Raw genomic sequence first — 18,011 nt, 5'->3', positions numbered from 1 at the left:
CATTCAAGCGCTGAACACACTTACATGTGCTTAACGATAGCGTCGCCAAACTCTGAACATTTCAGCAGTTTAGCGCCTTCCATCAGGCGTTCGAAGTCATAGGTCACGGTCTTGGCGGCGATGGCGCCTTCCATGCCTTTAACGATCAGGTCAGCCGCTTCGAACCAGCCCATGTGGCGCAGCATCATTTCTGCGGACAGAATGATGGAGCCTGGGTTCACTTTGTCCTGGCCGGCGTACTTCGGCGCGGTGCCGTGAGTCGCTTCGAACAGCGCGCAGTCGGAGCCGATGTTGGCGCCCGGTGCGATACCGATGCCGCCAACCTGGGCCGCCAGGGCGTCGGAGATGTAGTCGCCGTTCAGGTTCATACAGGCGATCACGTCGTATTCCGCCGGGCGCAGCAGGATCTGCTGCAGGAAGGCGTCGGCGATCACGTCTTTAACCACGATCTCTTTGCCGGTGTTCGGGTTCTTGATCTTCAGCCATGGGCCGCCGTCGATCAGCTCGCCGCCGAACTCTTCGCGCGCCAGCTCATAGCCCCAATCCTTGAAGGCACCTTCGGTGAACTTCATGATGTTGCCTTTGTGAACCAGGGTCACAGAGTCACGGTCGTTGGTGATGGCGTATTCGATCGCCGCACGCACCAGACGCTTGGTCCCTTCTTCGGAGCATGGCTTCACGCCGATACCGCACTGCTCTGGGAAGCGGATTTTCTTCACGCCCATTTCGTCGCGCAGGAATTTGATCACTTTGTCCGCTTCGGCGGAGCCGGCTTTCCACTCGATGCCGGCGTAGATGTCTTCGGCGTTTTCGCGGAAGATCACCATGTCGGTCAGCTCAGGCTGTTTCACCGGGCTTGGGGTACCCTGGTAGTAACGCACCGGGCGCAGACACACGTACAGATCCAGCTGCTGGCGCAGGGCCACGTTCAGAGAACGGATGCCGCCGCCGACCGGGGTGGTCAGGGGGCCTTTGATGGCGACGCGGTAGTCGCGGATCAGGTCCAGAGTTTCGTCCGGCAGCCACACGTCTTTACCGTAAACGTGGGTAGATTTTTCGCCGGTGTAGATTTCCATCCAGGAGATTTTACGTTCGCCGTGGTAAGCCTTTTTAACGGCCGCATCAACCACGTGGATCATGGCAGGAGTCACGTCAACGCCGATGCCGTCGCCTTCGATGAACGGGATGATCGGGTTATGAGGAACAACCAGTTTACCCTGGGCGTCAACCGTGATTTTTTTACCTTCTGCCGGAACAACTACTTTGCTTTCCATCAACCTCTCCTTCAAGCGCAATTTTGTTAATGCTTTGTAAGATGCGTGTAGATACTACTTGAATATTCGGTCCGCGCCAATCCGAAACGGATTCGGTTATAATGCGCTTATCATCCGTAATCTCAACTGTTATGAAAAAATTCTCTGTTAGAAATCACAACGTTAAACGATTCAGCAAGCCGAATGCCGCCAAACCCGCCGCGCCGAAAGGGCCGCGCCGAATTGTGTTATTCAACAAGCCCTTCGACGTGTTGCCGCAGTTCACCGACGAAGCCGGCCGCGCCACGCTGAAAGAGTACATCCCCTTCCCCGACGTTTACGCCGCCGGGCGCCTGGATCGCGACAGCGAAGGGCTGCTGGTGCTGACCAACGACGGCCAGCTGCAGGCGCAGCTCACCCAGCCGGGGAAGCGCACCGGCAAAATCTATTATGTGCAGGTCGAGGGCGCGCCGCAGGAGAGCAATCTGGCGCCATTGCGCAGCGGCGTCACGCTGAAAGACGGCCCCACGCTGCCCGCCGGGGTGGAGTTGGTGGCCGAGCCGCAGTGGCTGTGGCCGCGCAACCCACCGATCCGCGAACGTAAATCCATCCCCACTTGCTGGCTGAAAATCACCCTGTATGAAGGGCGAAACCGCCAGGTGCGTCGTATGACGGCGCATATCGGGTTCCCTACCCTGCGCCTGATTCGCTACAGTATGGGTAATCTTTCGCTGGGTTCACTGCAGCCTGGTGAATGGAAAAGCATCGATTCTCTGTAGACCGATAACCGATGGAGGCGCCATGAAATACACGCCGATCGCGCTACTGCTCGCCGCTCTGGCGGCCCCGTTCGCCGCCCAGGCCGCCAGCTTCGACTGCGCCAAGGCGGCAAACCGCGATGAGCAAGCCATCTGCGCCAACCGCACGCTGAACGATCTGGATGTGCAAATGGCCACCAAGTACCAATTCCTGCGCGGCCTGTTCGCCATGGGCGCGCGTGGCGCGATGCAGGACAGCCAGCAGGCCTGGCTGGCAAAACGCCAGCGGTGCGGCGGCGATACCGCCTGCCTGCTGCAAAGCTACCGCACCCGCATCGCCGAACTGGACGACATCTACCAGCGCATCGACAAACCGCTGTAAGGAGAGCGCATGTTCAAACCGCACGTCACCGTGGCCTGCGTAGTGCACGCCGCCGGCAAATTTTTGGTGGTCGAAGAGACCATCAACGGCAAAGCGCTGTGGAACCAGCCGGCCGGCCACCTCGAGGCCGACGAGACGCTGGTACAGGCTGCCGAACGCGAGCTGTGGGAAGAGACAGGCATCCGCGCCACGCCTCAGGCGTTCCTGCGCCTGCACCAGTGGATCGCGCCGGATCGCACGCCGTTCCTGCGTTTTTGCTTCGTTATCGAGCTGGAACAGCCGCTGCCGACCGAGCCGCACGACAGCGACATCGATCGCTGCCTGTGGCTGAGCGCCGACGAGATTTTGCAGGCGCCCAACCTGCGTTCCGCACTGGTGGCGGAGAGCATTCGCAGCTACCAGCAGCCGGAGCGCTACCCGCTGTCGCTGGTCGGCAGCTTCGCCTGGCCGTTTTAAGGGCGCCGGGCAGCACAAGATGAACAGTGCGCCGGCGCGGCCAACGTGGTAAAATCCTGCGCTTGTTTTTATCAGCACGGTTCGTGTTCAAGTTCGTGAGATCCCCATGTCAGACAACAGCCAGAAAAAAGTAATCGTCGGTATGTCCGGCGGCGTCGACTCTTCCGTTACCGCCTATCTGTTACAGCAACAGGGCTATCAGGTCGCTGGGCTGTTCATGAAGAACTGGGAAGAAGACGACGACGAAGAGTACTGCTCCGCCGCGACCGATCTGGCCGACGCGCAAGCGGTCTGCGACAAGCTGGGCATCGAACTGCACACGGTGAACTTTGCGGCGGAATACTGGGACAACGTGTTTGAGCTGTTCCTGGAAGAGTACAAGGCCGGCCGCACGCCGAACCCGGACATCCTGTGCAATAAAGAGATCAAATTCAAAGCCTTCCTGGAGTTTGCCGCCGAAGATCTGGGGGCCGATTTTATCGCCACCGGCCACTACGTGCGCCGCCAGGACGTGGACGGCAAGAGCCGCCTGCTGCGCGGCGTCGACGGTAACAAAGATCAGAGCTACTTCCTCTACACCCTGAGCCACGAGCAGGTGGCGCAGAGCCTGTTCCCGGTCGGCGAGCTGGAGAAGCCGGAGGTGCGCCGCATCGCCGAGCAGCTGGAGCTGGTCACCGCCAAGAAGAAAGACTCCACCGGCATCTGCTTTATCGGCGAGCGCAAGTTCCGTGACTTCCTCGGCCGCTACCTGCCGGCGCAGCCGGGCCCGATCGTCAGCGTTGACGGCCAGACCGTCGGCGAACACCAGGGCCTGATGTATCACACCCTGGGCCAGCGCAAAGGGCTGGGCATCGGCGGCCTGAAAGACAGCAGCGAAGATCCGTGGTACGTGGTGGATAAAGACGTGGCCAACAACGTACTGGTGGTCGCACAGGGGCACGATCATCCGCGCCTGATGTCCGTCGGCCTTATCGCACAGCAGCTGCACTGGGTGGATCGCCTGCCGCTGAGCGGCCCGTTCCGCTGCACGGTGAAGACCCGCTATCGCCAGCAGGATATCCCTTGCACCGTGACCCCGCTCGACGACGAACGCATCGAAGTGCGTTTCGACGAACCGGTCTCCGCCGTCACCCCCGGCCAGTCGGCGGTGTTCTACCAGGGCGAAATCTGCCTCGGCGGCGGCATCATCGAACAGCGCCTGGCGTAACTGCCCGGCAAAAGAAAAACGCTGCGTTTACCGCAGCGTTTTTTTTATTCAGAATTCCACCTGCGCCCCCAGCTCGATCACCCGGTTCGGCGGGATTTCGAACAGGTCCGGCGCCCGTAGCGCGTTGCGCTGCAACAGCTGGAACACCTTGCCGCGAATGCGCAAATACCAGGGCCGTTTGCCCAGCACCAGCGTATCGCGCGACATGAAGAACGAGGTCTCGTTCATGGTGAAGCTCATCCCTTCCAGGCCGCAGCGGTAAAGGATGTCCGTCACGTTGGGCGTTTCGCGCCAGCCGTAGCTCGCCACCACCCGCCAAAAGCTCGCCGACAGCTGTTCGATCGCCACCCGCTGCACGTTGTGCACGTACGGCATGTCGGTGGTGACGATGGTCAGCAGCACCACGCGCTCATGCAGCACCTTGTTGTGCTTCAGGTTGTGCAACAGCACCAGCGGTACCGCGTGCGGCGTGCGTTCCATAAACACGGCGGTGCCCGGCACCCGCTTCGGCGGCGCCTTCTCCAGCGACTCGATCAGCGCGGTCAGTCCTTCCTGGTTGTCGCGCAGCCGGCGGATCAGGCGCGAACGCTCGGTCTTCCAGGTCAGCATGATCAGCAGAATGGTCAGCCCGAGCGCCACCGGTAGCCAGCCGCCGGTCGCCAGCTTGATCAGATTGGCGCCGAACAGCGGCACGTCGATGCACAGCATGACAACCAACATCAGTCCGCCCAGCGCACGCGGCCAGCCCCAGTTTTTCACCGCCACGATGCTCAGCAAAATCGACGACAGCAGCATGGTGCCGGTCACCACGATGCCGTAAGCCGAGGCCAGGTTGCCGGAGTGTTTGAAGCTGATGATCACGATCAGCACCGCCGCGAACAGCAGCCAGTTCACCACCGGAATGTAAATCTGCCCGGACTCCTGATCGGAGGTATAAATGATGCGCATCGGCGGCAGGTAGCCCAGCCGCACCGCCTGGCGCGTCAGCGAGAACACGCCGGAGATCACCGCCTGCGAGGCGATGACCGTCGCCAGCGTGGCGATCACCAGCAGCGGGATCAGCGCCCAGGTCGGCGCCAGCAGGAAGAACGGGTTGTTGATCGCCGCCGGATTAGCCAGCAGCAGCGCCCCCTGGCCGAAGTAGTTCAACACCAGCGACGGCGCCACCAGGGTAAACCACGCCAGGCGGATCGGCTTTTTACCGAAGTGGCCCATATCGGCGTACAGCGCTTCGGCGCCGGTCACCGACAGCACCACCATGCCCAGCGCAAAGAACGATACCGTCTTGTACTCGAGGAAGAAATTCACCGCCCAGTAAGGGTTCAACGCCCGCAGCACACCGGGGTGATGCAAAATGCCACCGATGCCCAGCAGCGCCAATGTCAGGAACCAGATCACCATCGCCGGCGCGAACAGCTTGCCGACGCTGCCGGTGCCGTGTTTTTGGATCGCAAACAGCGCGGTCAGCACCAGCAGCGAGAGCGGCACGATAAAGCGGTCCAGCTCGGGGGCGATAATCTGCAGCCCCTCGATGGCCGAGAGCACCGAAATGGCCGGGGTGATCACCCCATCACCATAAAAGAAGCTGCCGCCCACCAGCCCGATCAGCACCGCCGCCGGCACCCAGCGCGCATCCAGCTTGCGGATCGCCAGCGACATCAGCGTCAGGATCCCCCCCTCGCCGTCGTTGTCGGCGCGCATCACGAAACAAATGTATTTAATTGACACCACCAGCGTCAGCAGCCAGAAGATCAGCGACAGAAAGCCGTAGATCGAGGCCGGCGTCATGGTGATGCCCTCCTCTGCCGTCAGGCATTCGCGCAGAGTGTACAGCGGGCTGGTGCCGATATCGCCGTACACCACGCCGATGGCCGCCAGCGTCACCGCCGGCAGCGGCTGCTTGTTTTTTACGTGCATATAAAGGTCTTTATTTGAGGGCTCACGTTGGCAGTATAGATGCAGCCGCCGCACTTTATTTGCCGCCGCAACAATATGTTCGCGTCGCTACGCCGGAGATTTTCGGCTCCTATTTGCACAGTTCTGCGCCGCACGGCGCCTCCGCCTCGTTACGGGCGTATTAGACGCTGGGTTTACCCTCGATTTTGTGGCATGATCCGCGGCATTCGTTGTCATCGTTGTTACAGCCACGCCCGATCGTTCCCGTTCGCGGCCGCCGCCGTTATCCTGGCGATACACACAACCTTATGCAGTAAGCCATGTACCGTTCACAGCGTTTACAGGAGTAATCGTGGCGAAGAATTATTATGACATCACGCTGGCCATGGCGGGTATCAGCCAGGCGGCGCGTTTGGTTCAGCAGTTGGCCCATGAAGGGCAATGCAACCGCGAAGCCTTTCAAACCTCGCTGAAAAGCCTGCTGCAGATGGACCCGCCCTCCACGCTGGCGGTGTTCGGCGGTGAAGAACGCAATTTGATGGTCGGCCTCGAAACCCTGATGGGCGTGCTTAACGCCAACAACAAAGGGCCGGGTGCGGAACTGACCCGCTACACCATCAGCCTGATGGTGCTGGAGCGCAAGCTTAACGCCAACAAACCGGCGATGAACACGCTCGGCGAACGCCTCGGCCAGCTCGAGCGCCAGCTGGCGCACTTCGATCTTGAGTCGGACACCATCATCAGCGCGCTGGCCGGCATTTACGTCGACGTGGTCAGCCCGCTCGGGCCGCGCATCCAGGTGACCGGCTCGCCGGCAATCTTGCAGAACCCGCAGGTGCAGGCCAAGGTTCGCGCCACGCTGCTGGCCGGCATTCGCGCCGCCGTGCTGTGGCAACAGGTCGGCGGCAGCCGCCTGCAGTTAATGTTTTCCCGTAATCGTCTGTTCAAACAGGCGCAAAATATCGTTGCTCATTGTTAATCGATCCCAGGAGTTGCTACCGATGGAATTATCCTCACTGACCGCCGTTTCCCCCGTTGATGGACGCTACGGTGATAAAGTCAGCGCACTGCGCCCCATTTTCAGCGAATACGGTCTGCTGAAATTCCGCGTACAGGTTGAAGTACGTTGGCTGCAAAAACTGGCGGCCTGCGCAGAAATTAAGGAAGTTCCCGCTTTTGACGCCGACGCAAACGCTTTCCTCGACAAAATCGTCGCGGAATTCAATGAAGAAGACGCTCAGCGCATCAAAACCATCGAGCGCACCACCAACCACGACGTGAAAGCGGTCGAGTATTTCCTGAAGGAAAAAGTGGCGGCGGTGCCTGCGCTGCACGCGGTGTCCGAGTTCATCCACTTCGCCTGCACCTCCGAAGACATCAACAACCTGTCGCACGCGCTGATGCTGCAAAGCGCCCGTCAGGACGTGGTGTTGCCATACTGGCGCAAAATCATCGACGCGCTGAAAGGGCTGGCGCTGGAATACCGCGATATTCCGCTGCTGTCGCGCACCCACGGCCAGCCGGCGACCCCGTCGACCGTCGGCAAAGAGTTCGCCAACGTGGCTTACCGCATGGAGCGCCAATACCGCCAGCTGGAGCGCGTGGAGATCATGGGTAAAATCAACGGCGCGGTCGGCAACTATAACGCCCACATCGTCGCTTACCCGGAAGTGGACTGGCACCAGTTCAGCGAGGCGTTCGTGACCTCGCTCGGCATCACATGGAACCCGTACACCACCCAGATCGAGCCGCATGACTACATCGCCGAGCTGTTCGACTGCGTAGCGCGTTTCAACACCATCCTGATCGACTTCGACCGCGACATCTGGGGCTACATCGCCCTGAACCACTTCAAGCAGAAGACCATCGCCGGCGAAATCGGCTCTTCCACCATGCCGCACAAGGTCAACCCGATCGACTTCGAAAACTCCGAAGGCAACCTGGGCCTGGCCAACGCCGTGCTGGGCCACCTGGCGGGTAAACTGCCGGTGTCCCGCTGGCAGCGCGACCTGACCGACTCCACCGTGCTGCGTAACCTGGGCGTGGGCCTGGGCTACGCGCTGATCGCCTATCAGGCCACCCTGAAAGGCATCAGCAAGCTGGAGGTGAACCAGGCGCACCTGCTGGACGAACTGGATCACAACTGGGAAGTGCTGGCCGAGCCGATCCAGACCGTGATGCGCCGCTACGGTATCGAGAAGCCATACGAGAAGCTGAAAGAGCTGACCCGCGGCAAACGCGTGGACGCCGCCGGCATGCAGGCGTTCATCGATGGCCTGGCGCTGCCGGAAGAAGAGAAAACCCGTCTGAAGGCGATGACCCCGGCCAACTACATCGGCCGCGCCACTACCATGGTCGACGAGCTGAAGTAAGCGCTTTAGCCCGATAAAAAGGCGGCCCCTGGGCCGCCTTTTTGCTTATCATTCGCCGCGCAACACCTGCAGCCTGGCTATCTGCCGCCCCTGCGCATCGAAGTTGTCCGCGCCCAGCCAGCGCGCCAGCGCCTGACGCACCGCCGGCCAACGGTCGGCGGTGATGGCGAACCAGTCGGTATCCCGGCTGCGCCCCTTGACGATCACCGCGAAACGGAAGTTACCCTCGTAGCGAAAACCGAAGCGAAGCGCGGCTTGGCGCGACGGCGCGTTATGGCTGTCGCACTTCCACTCGCAGCGGCGGTAGCCCAGCGTGTCGAAGGCGTAGCGCAGCAGCAGTGCGATGGCTTCGGTGGCGCTGGAGCGCTGTTTCATCAACGGCGACCAGCTGACGTGGCCGATCTCCAGCACGCCGTTGGCCTCGTCGATGCGCATCAGCGCCACCGTGCCCACCGGCGCGTCGCTGGCGGCGTCGAACACCGTCAGATTGACCAGCGCCGGGTTGGCCTGCAGCGTCTCCAGATGTTGCAGCATCGCCGCCGGCGTATCGGGCCGTTCGATAGACAGATAGGTCCAGTCGCGGCCGTCCGGCGCCAGTTGAAACGCCTCGAACAGCGCGGCGTAATCCCGCTGCGGCTCGAGCGGCGCCAGCGAGCAGAAACGCCCGCCGAGCGTCGCGCCGCCCGGGCGGCGAGCCGGCTGCCAATCCGGCATCGGTTCGCCAACCGGCTGACCATAACGATTCATTGCCATACACGCCTCCTGCAGTTAACGGGTATAAACGATAAACGAGCTTCTTCTGCCGATTTTGTCGTACAGCGAGCGCGCCGGCGCGTTGTACTCCTGGGTCATCCAATAGACCCGATCGCTGCCGCGTGCCTCCGCCAGCCGATACGCCTGTTCGAACAGCTTTTCCGACACCTTGCGGCCGCGCGCCTGCGGCGACACATAGAGATCTTCGATATAACAATAGCCGACCGCGCTCCAGGTGGACGGATGAAACACCAGGTTCATCAGCCCCAGCAGCCGGCCCTCGGCATCCTCCGCCACCAGCCCGTACACCTGTTCATCCTGCCCCAGGCGTTCGAAGGTGCGCTCGGTCACCTGCGGCGCCACGTCGGCGCGATAAAAATCGAGATAGCCCTGCCACAACGCCAGCCATTGCGCTTTGTCGTCGCCATTGATTCTGCGGATAGTCACTTTAGGGTTTGATGGGTTCATAGCGCCTCTCTGAGTAAGATATTATTTCCATTAGGGAAATAATCGGATAGCGGCAGAATACACCGCGCGGAGACAGTGCAATACGGACCAATTCAAAACGCAGAGCAGACCAATTTTAACCGTCGCTTTCCACCGGCAGCGCGCTGAACACCTGCGCCAGCGTGGCGATAAAGCGCACGATCTCATCCGGCGTATAGGCCGAGAAGCCGAGCACCAACGCCCCGCGCTGCGGCATGCCGGTGTAGAAGTCCGCCAGGCCGTACAGCCGAATTCCCCGCTCGGCCGCCGCCGCCACCAGCCGCCGCTCCGTCGCCGCATCCGCCAACGGGCAAACCAGCTGCAGCCCGCCCTGCGGCAGCGCCGGGCGCGTCCAGGCCGCAAGGTGACGATGCACCGCGTCGTACAGCACGTCCAGCCGCGCCTTGTACAGCGTGCGCATATTGCGCAGATGCTCGGCGTAGCTCCCCTCGTGCAGGAAGTGGAACAGCGTCATCTGCGCCAGCGCCGACGTGTAGCCGTCCTGAAACTGTCTGGCGGCGACCAATGGCCGCACCAGCTGCGGCGGCGCGATCATGAAGCCGATACGCAGCCCCGGAAACAGCGTCTTGCTGAAGGTGCCGATGTACAGCGTGCGCCCGCCGCCGTCCAACCCCTGCAACGCCGCCTTGGTTTGCCGGTCGTAGTTGAACTCGGCGTCATAATCGTCTTCGATGATCCAGGCGCGCTGCCGCTGCGCCCACTGCAACAGCGCCAGCCGCCGATCGAGGCTCAGCGAATACCCCAGCGGGTAGTGATGAGACGGCGTGATATAAACGCCGCGCCCGCTGCCCGAGGCCTGCATCAGCTGCCTGACGTCCAGCCCCTGCTCGTCGATGCCGATCGGCCGCGCCTGCAGCCCCGCCGACTGCACCAGTTTTTTCGCTCCCTGATAACCCGGCTCTTCGACGAACACCGCATCGCCGGGATCGAACAGCACCTGGGTACACAGCGCCAGCGCCTGCTGAGAGCTGGTCACCACGATCACCTGTTCCGCCGTCGCCTTGATGCCCCGCTCCCGCTGCAGATAGTGCGCGATCTCCGCGCGCAGCTCCGGCAGCCCTTGCGGATCGGCATACCCCAACAATCGCTCGCCGTGCCGCCGCAGCGCCTGCTTTTCCTGCTGCAGCCATTGCTCGATGGGGAACGCCCGCAGATCCGCCAGCGAAGGCGTCAGCGAAGCCTGGCGACAGGTGTGCGGCGTATGGCTGACCGCCAGCAGCGCCCGGCCGCGATCGCTCAGCTCGCGTTCCGCCAGCCGCGCCTCTTGCCCCGTCGCCGTCGCCAGCAGTTCGCGGCCGAGCAGCGTGTCGCAGCGATAACGCACAAAGCTGCCGCGCCCCACCGATCGGCTGATGAACCCTTCCGCCTCCAGCCGCGCGTAGGTCTGTTCCACCGTGTCGCGCGCCACCGTCAGCCGGGCCGCCAACGCACGGCTCGGCGGCAGCTTCGTCCGCCAGGGCAGTTCTCCGGCGGCGATCAGTTGCAACAGAGCCTGATGCAGCGCCGAACGCCGGGTCAGACCTTGCCGACGCTGCTGCGCGAAGGCGGCCAGGATTGCCGCGTCGTCCGCGTGTCGTGGGGTGTCACTCATGGGGGATTGCTTCTCCTGGCTCTGGGGGCCGACGCACTACTCTACCTCATTTCACCCCGGCGGCGGCAGTTGCGCTGCCCGGCGAAATCCCCTTAAATAAGCCATCGCATTGCGGCTACAGGACTTCCGTCGGCTATGAGCAAGGAGACCAACCAGCGTCTGCTGGACAAACTGCAGCAGGATCTGGCCAGCGCGGGCGCGATGCCGCTGTATTTGCGCTTCAACGCCTCGGTGCGCCAGGCCATCGAACAAGGGTTGCTGAATTCGGGGGATTTTTTGCCCAGCGAGCGCCTGTTCACCGAACGGCTCGGCATCTCGCGCATCACGGTGCGCAAAGCGCTGGCCTGCCTCGAACAGGATGGCATCATCGGCCGTTCGCGCGGTTAAGGCACTTTTATCCAACCGCAGCGGCCCGAGCCGAAGCTGTTCTATTCATTGGCGGACGTCAAAGGATTCTCGCGCGAGGTGATACAGCAGGGGCGCCGGCCGGACACCCAGTGGATCAGCCGCGAGCGGATGCCCGCCGGCGCTGAACTGGCTGAAAAGCTCCAGCTGGCGGCCGGAACGCCGATCTACAAACTCAAACGCATTCACTTGATCGATCGGCGGCCAATGTCGGTGGCGGTGTCCTACGTGGTGGTGACGGCAATTGCCAACGTCGACGAGATTGGCATTTCGCTGTACGACTACTTCCGGCGCAATAAGGTTGAGATGGGATCGCTGCGCAGCCAGGTCAGCGCAGCGATGGCCGACGACGATATCCGTCAGGCGCTGCGGCTCTCGGAGCCGATGCCGCTGCTGATCGTGCGCCAGACGCTGTTCGACCACCATAAAAAGCCGATCGAATACAGCGAAAGCTTCTGCCGCAGCGACATGTACGAGTTTACCAGCGAAAGCTGATCCGTTGCGTCACGCGGTCGCTTACGCCTCACCCTGTCGGCGGCGGCGAAAACGCGCGAACGCCTGAACGTAAGCCTCGATATCCAGCGGATTCACCCGTTTTAACTCCGCCAGCAATCCGGGTTCGATCGCTTCTGCGCCGTGCAGCGCGCCGCAAATCGCGGTGGCCATCGCGCCGATGGTGTCGGTGTCACCGCCCAGGTTGGCGCACAGCACGGCGCACCGGGTCGGATCGGTTTGCGCCAGCTGCACCATCGCCAGCGCCGCGGGCACCGACTCGATGGTGCTCACCCCGGCGCCGATCAGCTGATACACCCGTTCGGAGGCCTGCTCGGTGTCAGCGGCTTCATCCACCACCTGAAACGCCAGTTCGATGCGCGCCGCCAGCGAAGGGCTGAACGTCGTTTCCTGCCGGCGCTGGGCATACTCCGCCACCTCCGGCAACGCCAGGCGAATCGAGGCCCATTGTGCCCCCTCCACCGCCCGCGCGACGGCCCAGGCGATCGCCACTGCACCGGCGACGGCGATGTCGGATTTGTGCGTCGGGCTGGAGGCCAGCCACACCTGCCGGTAGAAATCCTCCAGCGGCGCGGAAGGCAGCACGCAGCCCAAAGGCGAAATGCGCATCGCCGCACCGTTGGTGATGCCGTTGTTTTCCAACTCGGCGATCGGCGTGCCCGCTTTCTGCTCGCTCAGCGCCAGTTGGGAACTGGGGCCGAGAATGTTCTTGTTGAAGGCGTCAAAACCGTCCACCCAGCGGATCACGTTGCGGGCAATCAGTTCCGGCACCACCTCGCCTTCCGCTTCCAGCAGCGCATCGGCCAACGCCAATGCCATCGCTGTATCGTCGGTATATTGCCCGGCCTTGAAGTAGCAGGCGGCGGTGTTCTCCTGCGGCCCATCGAGAAAGCCGTCTATCCAGCCGAAGTAGCGCTTAACCCGCTCGCGCGGCCACAGCTCGGAAGGCATGCCGAGCGCGTCGCCCAGCATCTGTCCGTAAAGTGCGCCCGCTATGCGTTCTGCCTGGGTTAACTGCTTCATCCGTCGCTCCTGAAAAGTGTGCCGATACATCAATAATACCTTATTAGTACCTTTAAAGCTTTTCAAGCGATCCGGTTCACCCTTCCGCCTGCCGGCAATGCCCACCGCGTTTAAGGTGCGTTTAACGTTGCCCCGCCGCTGTTTATCCGACGTTTATCAGAGCTTGCCAATAATGTCAGCGAACAAATTGATAACGCTTATTTTAATACATTGCTTCGGCTCTCTTGCGGGCCGAGCGGGTTATACCTACCATAACCTCAGCATTTTTTGCCAAAATGGTTCAGGTGGCCGCGTTATCCCCTGACACGCCGCAGAGCGTGTTCCCTTTTATCGCGTGGGTGACAGGACGTTCACCCGCACAGTCACAGGAGTTCGCCATGCGAGTACTGGTTGTTGAAGATAATGGTTTGCTGCGCCACCACCTTTCCGTTCAGATGCGCGAGATGGGCCATCAGGTCGACGCGGCCGAAGACGCCAAGGAAGCCGATTACTTCCTGCAGGAACACGCGCCGGATATCGCCATCGTCGATCTCGGCCTGCCGGGTGAAGACGGCCTGAGCCTGATCCGCCGCTGGCGCGCGCACCAGACCAAGCTGCCGATCCTGGTGCTGACCGCCCGCGAAAGCTGGCAGGACAAAGTGGCGGTGCTGGAAGCCGGCGCCGACGACTATGTAACCAAACCGTTCCACCTGGAAGAAGTGATCGCCCGCATGCAGGCGCTGATGCGCCGCAACAGCGGCCTGGCTTCGCAGGTGATCGTGCTGCCGCCGTTCCAGATCGATCTGTCGCGCCGCGAACTGAGCGTTAACGATCGGCAAATCAAGCTGACCGCTTTTGAATACACCATCATCGAGACCCTGATCCGCAACGCCGGCAAGGTGGTGAGCAAGGATTCGTTGATGCTGCAACTCTACCCGGACGCCGAACTGCGTGAAAGCCATACCATCGACGTGCTGATGGGCCGCTTGCGTAAAAAGGTGCAGGCGGAATACCCACATGAAGTGATCACCACGGTACGTGGCCAGGGCTATCGTTTTGACGCGAAGTGAACATGATGTTCAACAAGGATAAAAAACCGTTTTCGCTGCGCGCCCGCTTCCTGATGGCGACCGCCGGGGTGATCCTGGCGCTGTCGCTCTCTTACGGTTTGGTGGCGGTCGTCGGCTACATCGTCAGCTTCGACAAGACCGCCTTCCGCCTGCTGCGCAGCGAGAGCAACCTGTTCTTCAGCCTGGCGCAGTGGAAAGACAACAAGCTCACCATCGCCATTCCCCCCGATATCGATCTCAACTTCCCGACGCTGGTGTTTATCTACGACGATAAAGGCAACCTGCTGTGGAGCCAGCGCAACGTGCCGGAGCTGGAGAAGCTGATCAACAAGGAATGGCTGGAAGAGGCCGGCTTTTACGAAATTGATACCGATACCCGCATTAGTAGCGAAGTGCTGGGGGACAACCCCAAAGCGCAGGATCAGCTGAAGAATTATGACGATACCGATCAGAACGCGCTGACTCACTCGGTGGCGGTCAACACCTATGCCGCCACGCCTCGCCTGCCGGCGCTGACCATCGTGGTGGTCGACAGCATTCCGCAGGAGCTGCAGCGCTCCGACGTGGTGTGGGAGTGGTTCAGCTACGTGCTGTTGGCCAACCTGCTGCTGGTGGTGCCGCTGCTGTGGCTGGCGGCCTACTGGAGCCTGCGGCCGATCAAGGCGCTGGTCAATCAGGTGGGCGAGCTGGAGAACGGCGAGCGCGATCAGCTGGATGAGAACCCGCCCAGCGAGCTGCGCGGGCTGGTGCGCAATCTGAACATTCTGGTGCGCAACGAGCGCCAGCGCTACACCAAGTATCGCACCACCCTGTCGGATCTGACCCACAGCCTGAAAACGCCGCTGGCGGTGTTGCAAAGTACCCTGCGTTCGCTGCGCAGCGGCAAACAGACCACCATCGAAGAAGCCGAGCCGATCATGCTGGATCAGATCGGGCGCATCTCACAGCAGATCGGTTACTACCTGCACCGGGCCAGCATCAACTCCGGCCAGACGGTGTTGACGCGCGAGATCCATTCGGTACCTGCGCTGCTCGACAGCCTGGTGGTGGCGCTGAACAAGGTTTATCAGCGCAAAGGGGTGGCGATCACGCTGGACATCTCGCCGGAGGTGACCTTCATGGGCGAGAAGAACGACTTTATGGAAGTGATGGGCAACGTGTTGGAAAACGCCTGCAAATACTGTCTGGAGTTCGTTGAGATCACCTCACTGCACTCCGAGAAAAACCTCACCATCGTCATCGACGACGACGGCCCGGGGATCCCGGAAAGCAAGCGCCAGCTGATCTTCCAGCGCGGCCAGCGGGTGGATACCCTGCGCCCCGGCCAGGGCCTGGGTTTGTCGGTGGCGGCGGAGATCATCGAGCAGTACGACGGCGAAATCGTCATCAGCGACAGCCCGCTCGGCGGCGCGCGCATGCAGGTCACCTTCGCCCGCCAGCACGACACCCACCACAACGAGTAAATTATGCCTCTGCGGCCCCGATCCACGGGGCCAAACTTCCGTTATAATCGCACTCAGGCTCACTCCTCTCTCCTGGAATAGAACATGGATTATCAATTAGACCTGGACTGGAACGATTTTTTGCAACGTTATTGGCAAAAACGTCCGGTGATTCTCAAGCGCGGCTTCAAAAACTTTATCGATCCGATCTCCCCGGATGAGCTGGCCGGGCTGGCGATGGAAAACGAAGTGGACAGCCGCCTGGTCAGCCACCAGGAGGGCCGTTGGCAGGTTGCGCACGGCCCCTTCGAGAGCTTCGACCACCTGAGCGAGAATAATTGGTCGCTGCTGGTGCAGGCGGTGGACCACTGGCATGAGCCTTCCGCGGCGCTGATGCGCCCGTTCCGCCGGCTGCCGGACTGGCGGATGGATGACCTGATGATCTCCTTCTCGGTACCGGGCGGCGGCGTCGGCCCGCACCTCGATCAGTACGACGTATTCATCATTCAGGGCACCGGCCGCCGCCGCTGGCGCGTCGGGGAAAAAACGCCGCTGAAACAGCACTGCCCGCATCCGGATCTGCTGCAGGTGGAACCGTTCGACGCCATCATCGATGAAGAGATGGAGCCGGGCGACATTCTCTACATTCCGCCGGGCTTCCCGCACGAAGGCTACGCGCTGGAAAACGCGCTCAACTACTCGGTGGGCTTCCGCGCGCCGAACGGCCGCGAGCTGGTGAGCGGCTTCGCCGACTACGTGCTGGCGCGCGAGCTGGGCAGCAAGCGCTACGGCGATCCGGACGTTAAACTGCGCGAACACCCGGCGGAGATCCTGCCGCAGGAAGTGGACGCCTTACGGCAGATGATGCTGGATCTGGTGCAACAGCCGGAACACTTCCAGCACTGGTTCGGCGAGTTCATCTCCCAGTCGCGCCACGAGCTGGATCTGGCGCCGCCGGAGCCACCGTATCAGGCCGGGGAAATCTACGAGCTGCTGCAACAGGGTGAAGCGCTGCAGCGCCTGGGTGGGTTGCGCGTGCTGCGCGTCGGCGATCGTTGCTTCGTCAACGGCGAGCTGATCGACACCGACCAGCTGCAGGCCGCAGACGCCCTATGCCAAAACTTCAGCGTCGACGCCGCCCTGCTCGGCGACGCGGTGGACGACCCGTCGTTCCTGGCGCTGCTGACCGCGCTGGTCAACAGCGGGTATTGGTACTTTAACGACTGATTGCCGTCACGCGAACAAGCCACCCTGCCGGGTGGCTTTTTTATGCCTGGCGCGCCTGCGCGCGATAATCCGCCAGTTCCCCCGCCGCCATGCCAACCTGCTCCGCCGCCGCGCCAATCTGCCGCCACGTAGTGGCATCGATCGGGATGCCCTGCTCCAGCCGCGCTGCGCGGTTAGCCTCTTCCCACTCTCCCGGAACGGCGATCGGCTGTTCGCCGCTCGGCGGCGACGCCTTGACCCAGCCGATAAAGGCTTCGGCCTCGGCCTGCATTTGCGGGGCGTCGAAGGCCTGAGGATCGAGGATCAGGGTCGTCATGCAGTTGAAGATGGCGTCGCTGTCGGTTTTCAGCGTGGCAGCGTGGGTAGTGCGGCCGCCGGAGAGCGCGCCGCCGAGGATCTCGCACATCGCCGCCAGCGCATAGCCCTTATGCAAGCCGAACGGCAACAGCGAACCGAACGGCGCTTCGTGCATCACCTTCGGTTCGGTGGTGGGTTGCCCGTGTTCGTCGATCAGATAGCCCGGCGCCACCGACAGCCCTTTGTTATAGGCCACCCGGGTCTTGCCGAAGGCGATACCGCTGGTGGCAAAATCCAACAGCAGCGGCGTGCGGCCCGGCCGCGGGAAAATGGCGCAGAACGGGTTGGTGCCGAAGCGGCGATCGCTGCCGCCGAACGGCGCCACCATCGGATCGCCCACCACGTTGACGAAATGAATCGAGATAAAGCCGGCGCGGGCGCACTGCTCCGCCCAATGGCCGATGCGGCCGATATGGTGCGCGTTATGCAGCGCCACCGCCGCCAGGCCCAGCTTGCCGGCGCGTTCAATGCCCAGCGCCATCGCTTCGCTGGCCACCACCTGACCGAAGCCGCGCGCGCCGTCGAGCGTCAGCACTGCGCCGGCATTGCGCACCACCTCGGCATGCTGATTGAGCTGCAATTGCCCCTGCGCCAGCGACGCCATGTAGCTGGGGATCATGCCGACGCCGTGCGAGTCGTGCCCGGCCAGATTGGCCTGCACCAGATGATCGGCCACCAGCTCGGCTTCACGCGCCGTGCTGCCGGCCTGGCGCCAAATCGCCTGAACGAACTGCGCCAAATGCGGGCTGGCGATACGGTATTCGGTGCTCATCATGCGGTCCTTATGCGTGGGGAATAGGCTTCCACACTATGAGCAACG

General features: G+C 62.0%; 16 protein-coding genes and 1 pseudogene. 10 read left to right on the top strand and 7 right to left on the bottom strand.

The features are described 5' to 3' along the window. Nucleotides 1-20 precede the first annotated feature (20 nt). Nucleotides 21-1,274: an NADP-dependent isocitrate dehydrogenase gene (gene icd / locus C3F38_RS12650; RefSeq protein WP_015377612.1), complete on the bottom strand. Its 1,254-nt coding sequence runs from the start codon at nt 1,272-1,274 to the stop codon at nt 21-23. 131 nt (nt 1,275-1,405) lie between these two features. Here icd and rluE point away from each other — a divergent pair, with 131 nt between their 5' ends. The 4 genes from rluE to mnmA all read left to right on the top strand — a co-directional run bounded on the left by rluE (nt 1,406) and on the right by mnmA (nt 4,056). Further along, nucleotides 1,406-2,032 (top strand): 23S rRNA pseudouridine(2457) synthase RluE, encoded by a 627-nt coding sequence (gene rluE, locus C3F38_RS12645; protein ID WP_055316634.1) that lies wholly within the window; start codon nt 1,406-1,408, stop codon nt 2,030-2,032. Between the two features lie 22 nt (nt 2,033-2,054). Continuing rightward, nucleotides 2,055-2,393 carry a lysozyme inhibitor LprI family protein gene (locus C3F38_RS12640; RefSeq protein ID WP_038877774.1) on the top strand — a complete coding sequence of 113 codons (339 nt, stop codon included), beginning with the start codon at nt 2,055-2,057 and terminating at the stop codon, nt 2,391-2,393. Between the two features lie 9 nt (nt 2,394-2,402). Continuing rightward, nucleotides 2,403-2,849, top strand: a complete 447-nt coding sequence (locus C3F38_RS12635) for an NUDIX hydrolase (RefSeq protein WP_025302526.1) — start codon at nt 2,403-2,405, stop codon at nt 2,847-2,849. 106 nt (nt 2,850-2,955) lie between these two features. After that, nucleotides 2,956-4,056, top strand: coding sequence for a tRNA 2-thiouridine(34) synthase MnmA (mnmA, locus tag C3F38_RS12630; RefSeq protein ID WP_015377608.1), 1,101 nt, complete (start codon nt 2,956-2,958; stop codon nt 4,054-4,056). A gap of 48 nt (nt 4,057-4,104) precedes the next feature. Here mnmA and kup read toward each other — a convergent pair whose 3' ends face one another. After that, entirely contained in the window at nt 4,105-5,973 is a 1,869-nt protein-coding gene (gene kup / locus C3F38_RS12625) for a low affinity potassium transporter Kup (RefSeq protein WP_047727716.1), read from the bottom strand. Between the two features lie 331 nt (nt 5,974-6,304). On the opposite strand from kup, the gene hflD reads away from it, so the two are divergent. Beyond that, on the top strand, nt 6,305-6,931 hold the full coding sequence (gene hflD / locus C3F38_RS12620) for a high frequency lysogenization protein HflD (protein WP_038877781.1): 627 nt from the start codon (nt 6,305-6,307) through the stop codon (nt 6,929-6,931). Nucleotides 6,932-6,953: 22 nt separating this feature from the next. Then, nucleotides 6,954-8,324 carry an adenylosuccinate lyase gene (gene purB / locus C3F38_RS12615; protein WP_033638215.1) on the top strand — a complete coding sequence of 457 codons (1,371 nt, stop codon included), beginning with the start codon at nt 6,954-6,956 and terminating at the stop codon, nt 8,322-8,324. 48 nt (nt 8,325-8,372) lie between these two features. Here purB and C3F38_RS12610 read toward each other — a convergent pair whose 3' ends face one another. From C3F38_RS12610 to C3F38_RS12600, 3 genes are all read right to left on the bottom strand, one after another. Then, nucleotides 8,373-9,077 carry a GNAT family N-acetyltransferase gene (locus C3F38_RS12610; protein WP_055316632.1) on the bottom strand — a complete coding sequence of 235 codons (705 nt, stop codon included), beginning with the start codon at nt 9,075-9,077 and terminating at the stop codon, nt 8,373-8,375. A 15-nt stretch (nt 9,078-9,092) separates the two neighbouring features. Continuing rightward, entirely contained in the window at nt 9,093-9,545 is a 453-nt protein-coding gene (locus tag C3F38_RS12605) for a GNAT family N-acetyltransferase (protein ID WP_055316630.1), read from the bottom strand. Between the two features lie 115 nt (nt 9,546-9,660). After that, entirely contained in the window at nt 9,661-11,175 is a 1,515-nt protein-coding gene (locus tag C3F38_RS12600) for a PLP-dependent aminotransferase family protein (RefSeq protein WP_055316628.1), read from the bottom strand. Between the two features lie 135 nt (nt 11,176-11,310). Here C3F38_RS12600 and C3F38_RS26850 point away from each other — a divergent pair. Then, a pseudogene (locus C3F38_RS26850) lies at nt 11,311-12,075 on the top strand (GntR family transcriptional regulator). Between the two features lie 21 nt (nt 12,076-12,096). On the opposite strand, the gene C3F38_RS12590 reads toward C3F38_RS26850, so the two are convergent. Beyond that, the gene (locus C3F38_RS12590) at nt 12,097-13,116 is read right to left on the bottom strand and encodes an ADP-ribosylglycohydrolase family protein (protein ID WP_038877795.1); all 1,020 of its coding nucleotides are present in this window, start codon (nt 13,114-13,116) and stop codon (nt 12,097-12,099) included. 377 nt (nt 13,117-13,493) lie between these two features. Between C3F38_RS12590 and phoP the strand changes: the two genes are divergently transcribed. The 3 genes from phoP (at nt 13,494) to C3F38_RS12575 (ending at nt 16,834) form a co-directional block, all read left to right on the top strand. After that, nucleotides 13,494-14,165: a two-component system response regulator PhoP gene (gene phoP / locus C3F38_RS12585; RefSeq protein WP_025302513.1), complete on the top strand. Its 672-nt coding sequence runs from the start codon at nt 13,494-13,496 to the stop codon at nt 14,163-14,165. A gap of 5 nt (nt 14,166-14,170) precedes the next feature. Beyond that, nucleotides 14,171-15,628, top strand: coding sequence for a two-component system sensor histidine kinase PhoQ (phoQ, locus tag C3F38_RS12580; RefSeq protein WP_055316639.1), 1,458 nt, complete (start codon nt 14,171-14,173; stop codon nt 15,626-15,628). Between the two features lie 84 nt (nt 15,629-15,712). After that, nucleotides 15,713-16,834 carry a cupin domain-containing protein gene (locus C3F38_RS12575; RefSeq protein WP_038877798.1) on the top strand — a complete coding sequence of 374 codons (1,122 nt, stop codon included), beginning with the start codon at nt 15,713-15,715 and terminating at the stop codon, nt 16,832-16,834. Between the two features lie 40 nt (nt 16,835-16,874). On the opposite strand, the gene C3F38_RS12570 is transcribed toward C3F38_RS12575, so the two are convergent. After that, nucleotides 16,875-17,963 carry a malate/lactate/ureidoglycolate dehydrogenase gene (locus C3F38_RS12570; protein ID WP_038877801.1) on the bottom strand — a complete coding sequence of 363 codons (1,089 nt, stop codon included), beginning with the start codon at nt 17,961-17,963 and terminating at the stop codon, nt 16,875-16,877. Nucleotides 17,964-18,011 lie beyond the last annotated feature (48 nt).

It is taken from the genome of Serratia sp. SSNIH1, from assembly GCF_002935055.1.
Lineage (GTDB): Bacteria > Pseudomonadota > Gammaproteobacteria > Enterobacterales > Enterobacteriaceae > Serratia > Serratia nevei.
The sequence above is the reverse complement of the archived record's forward strand: the minus strand, read 5'-3'. Positions and strand labels throughout refer to the sequence as shown.

Bases quoted from the DNA above. Each gene is read 5' to 3' on its own strand.
- icd (WP_015377612.1), bottom strand. From the start codon at position 1,274: ATGGAAAGCAAAGTAGTTGTTCCGGCAGAAGGTAAAAAAATCACGGTT.
- rluE (WP_055316634.1), top strand. From the start codon at position 1,406: ATGAAAAAATTCTCTGTTAGAAATCACAACGTTAAACGATTCAGCAAG.
- C3F38_RS12640 (WP_038877774.1), top strand. From the start codon at position 2,055: ATGAAATACACGCCGATCGCGCTACTGCTCGCCGCTCTGGCGGCCCCG.
- C3F38_RS12635 (WP_025302526.1), top strand. From the start codon at position 2,403: ATGTTCAAACCGCACGTCACCGTGGCCTGCGTAGTGCACGCCGCCGGC.
- mnmA (WP_015377608.1), top strand. From the start codon at position 2,956: ATGTCAGACAACAGCCAGAAAAAAGTAATCGTCGGTATGTCCGGCGGC.
- kup (WP_047727716.1), bottom strand. From the start codon at position 5,973: ATGCACGTAAAAAACAAGCAGCCGCTGCCGGCGGTGACGCTGGCGGCC.
- purB (WP_033638215.1), top strand. From the start codon at position 6,954: ATGGAATTATCCTCACTGACCGCCGTTTCCCCCGTTGATGGACGCTAC.
- C3F38_RS12610 (WP_055316632.1), bottom strand. From the start codon at position 9,077: ATGGCAATGAATCGTTATGGTCAGCCGGTTGGCGAACCGATGCCGGAT.
- C3F38_RS12605 (WP_055316630.1), bottom strand. From the start codon at position 9,545: ATGAACCCATCAAACCCTAAAGTGACTATCCGCAGAATCAATGGCGAC.
- C3F38_RS12600 (WP_055316628.1), bottom strand. From the start codon at position 11,175: ATGAGTGACACCCCACGACACGCGGACGACGCGGCAATCCTGGCCGCC.
- C3F38_RS12590 (WP_038877795.1), bottom strand. From the start codon at position 13,116: ATGAAGCAGTTAACCCAGGCAGAACGCATAGCGGGCGCACTTTACGGA.
- phoP (WP_025302513.1), top strand. From the start codon at position 13,494: ATGCGAGTACTGGTTGTTGAAGATAATGGTTTGCTGCGCCACCACCTT.
- phoQ (WP_055316639.1), top strand. From the start codon at position 14,171: ATGTTCAACAAGGATAAAAAACCGTTTTCGCTGCGCGCCCGCTTCCTG.
- C3F38_RS12575 (WP_038877798.1), top strand. From the start codon at position 15,713: ATGGATTATCAATTAGACCTGGACTGGAACGATTTTTTGCAACGTTAT.
- C3F38_RS12570 (WP_038877801.1), bottom strand. From the start codon at position 17,963: ATGAGCACCGAATACCGTATCGCCAGCCCGCATTTGGCGCAGTTCGTT.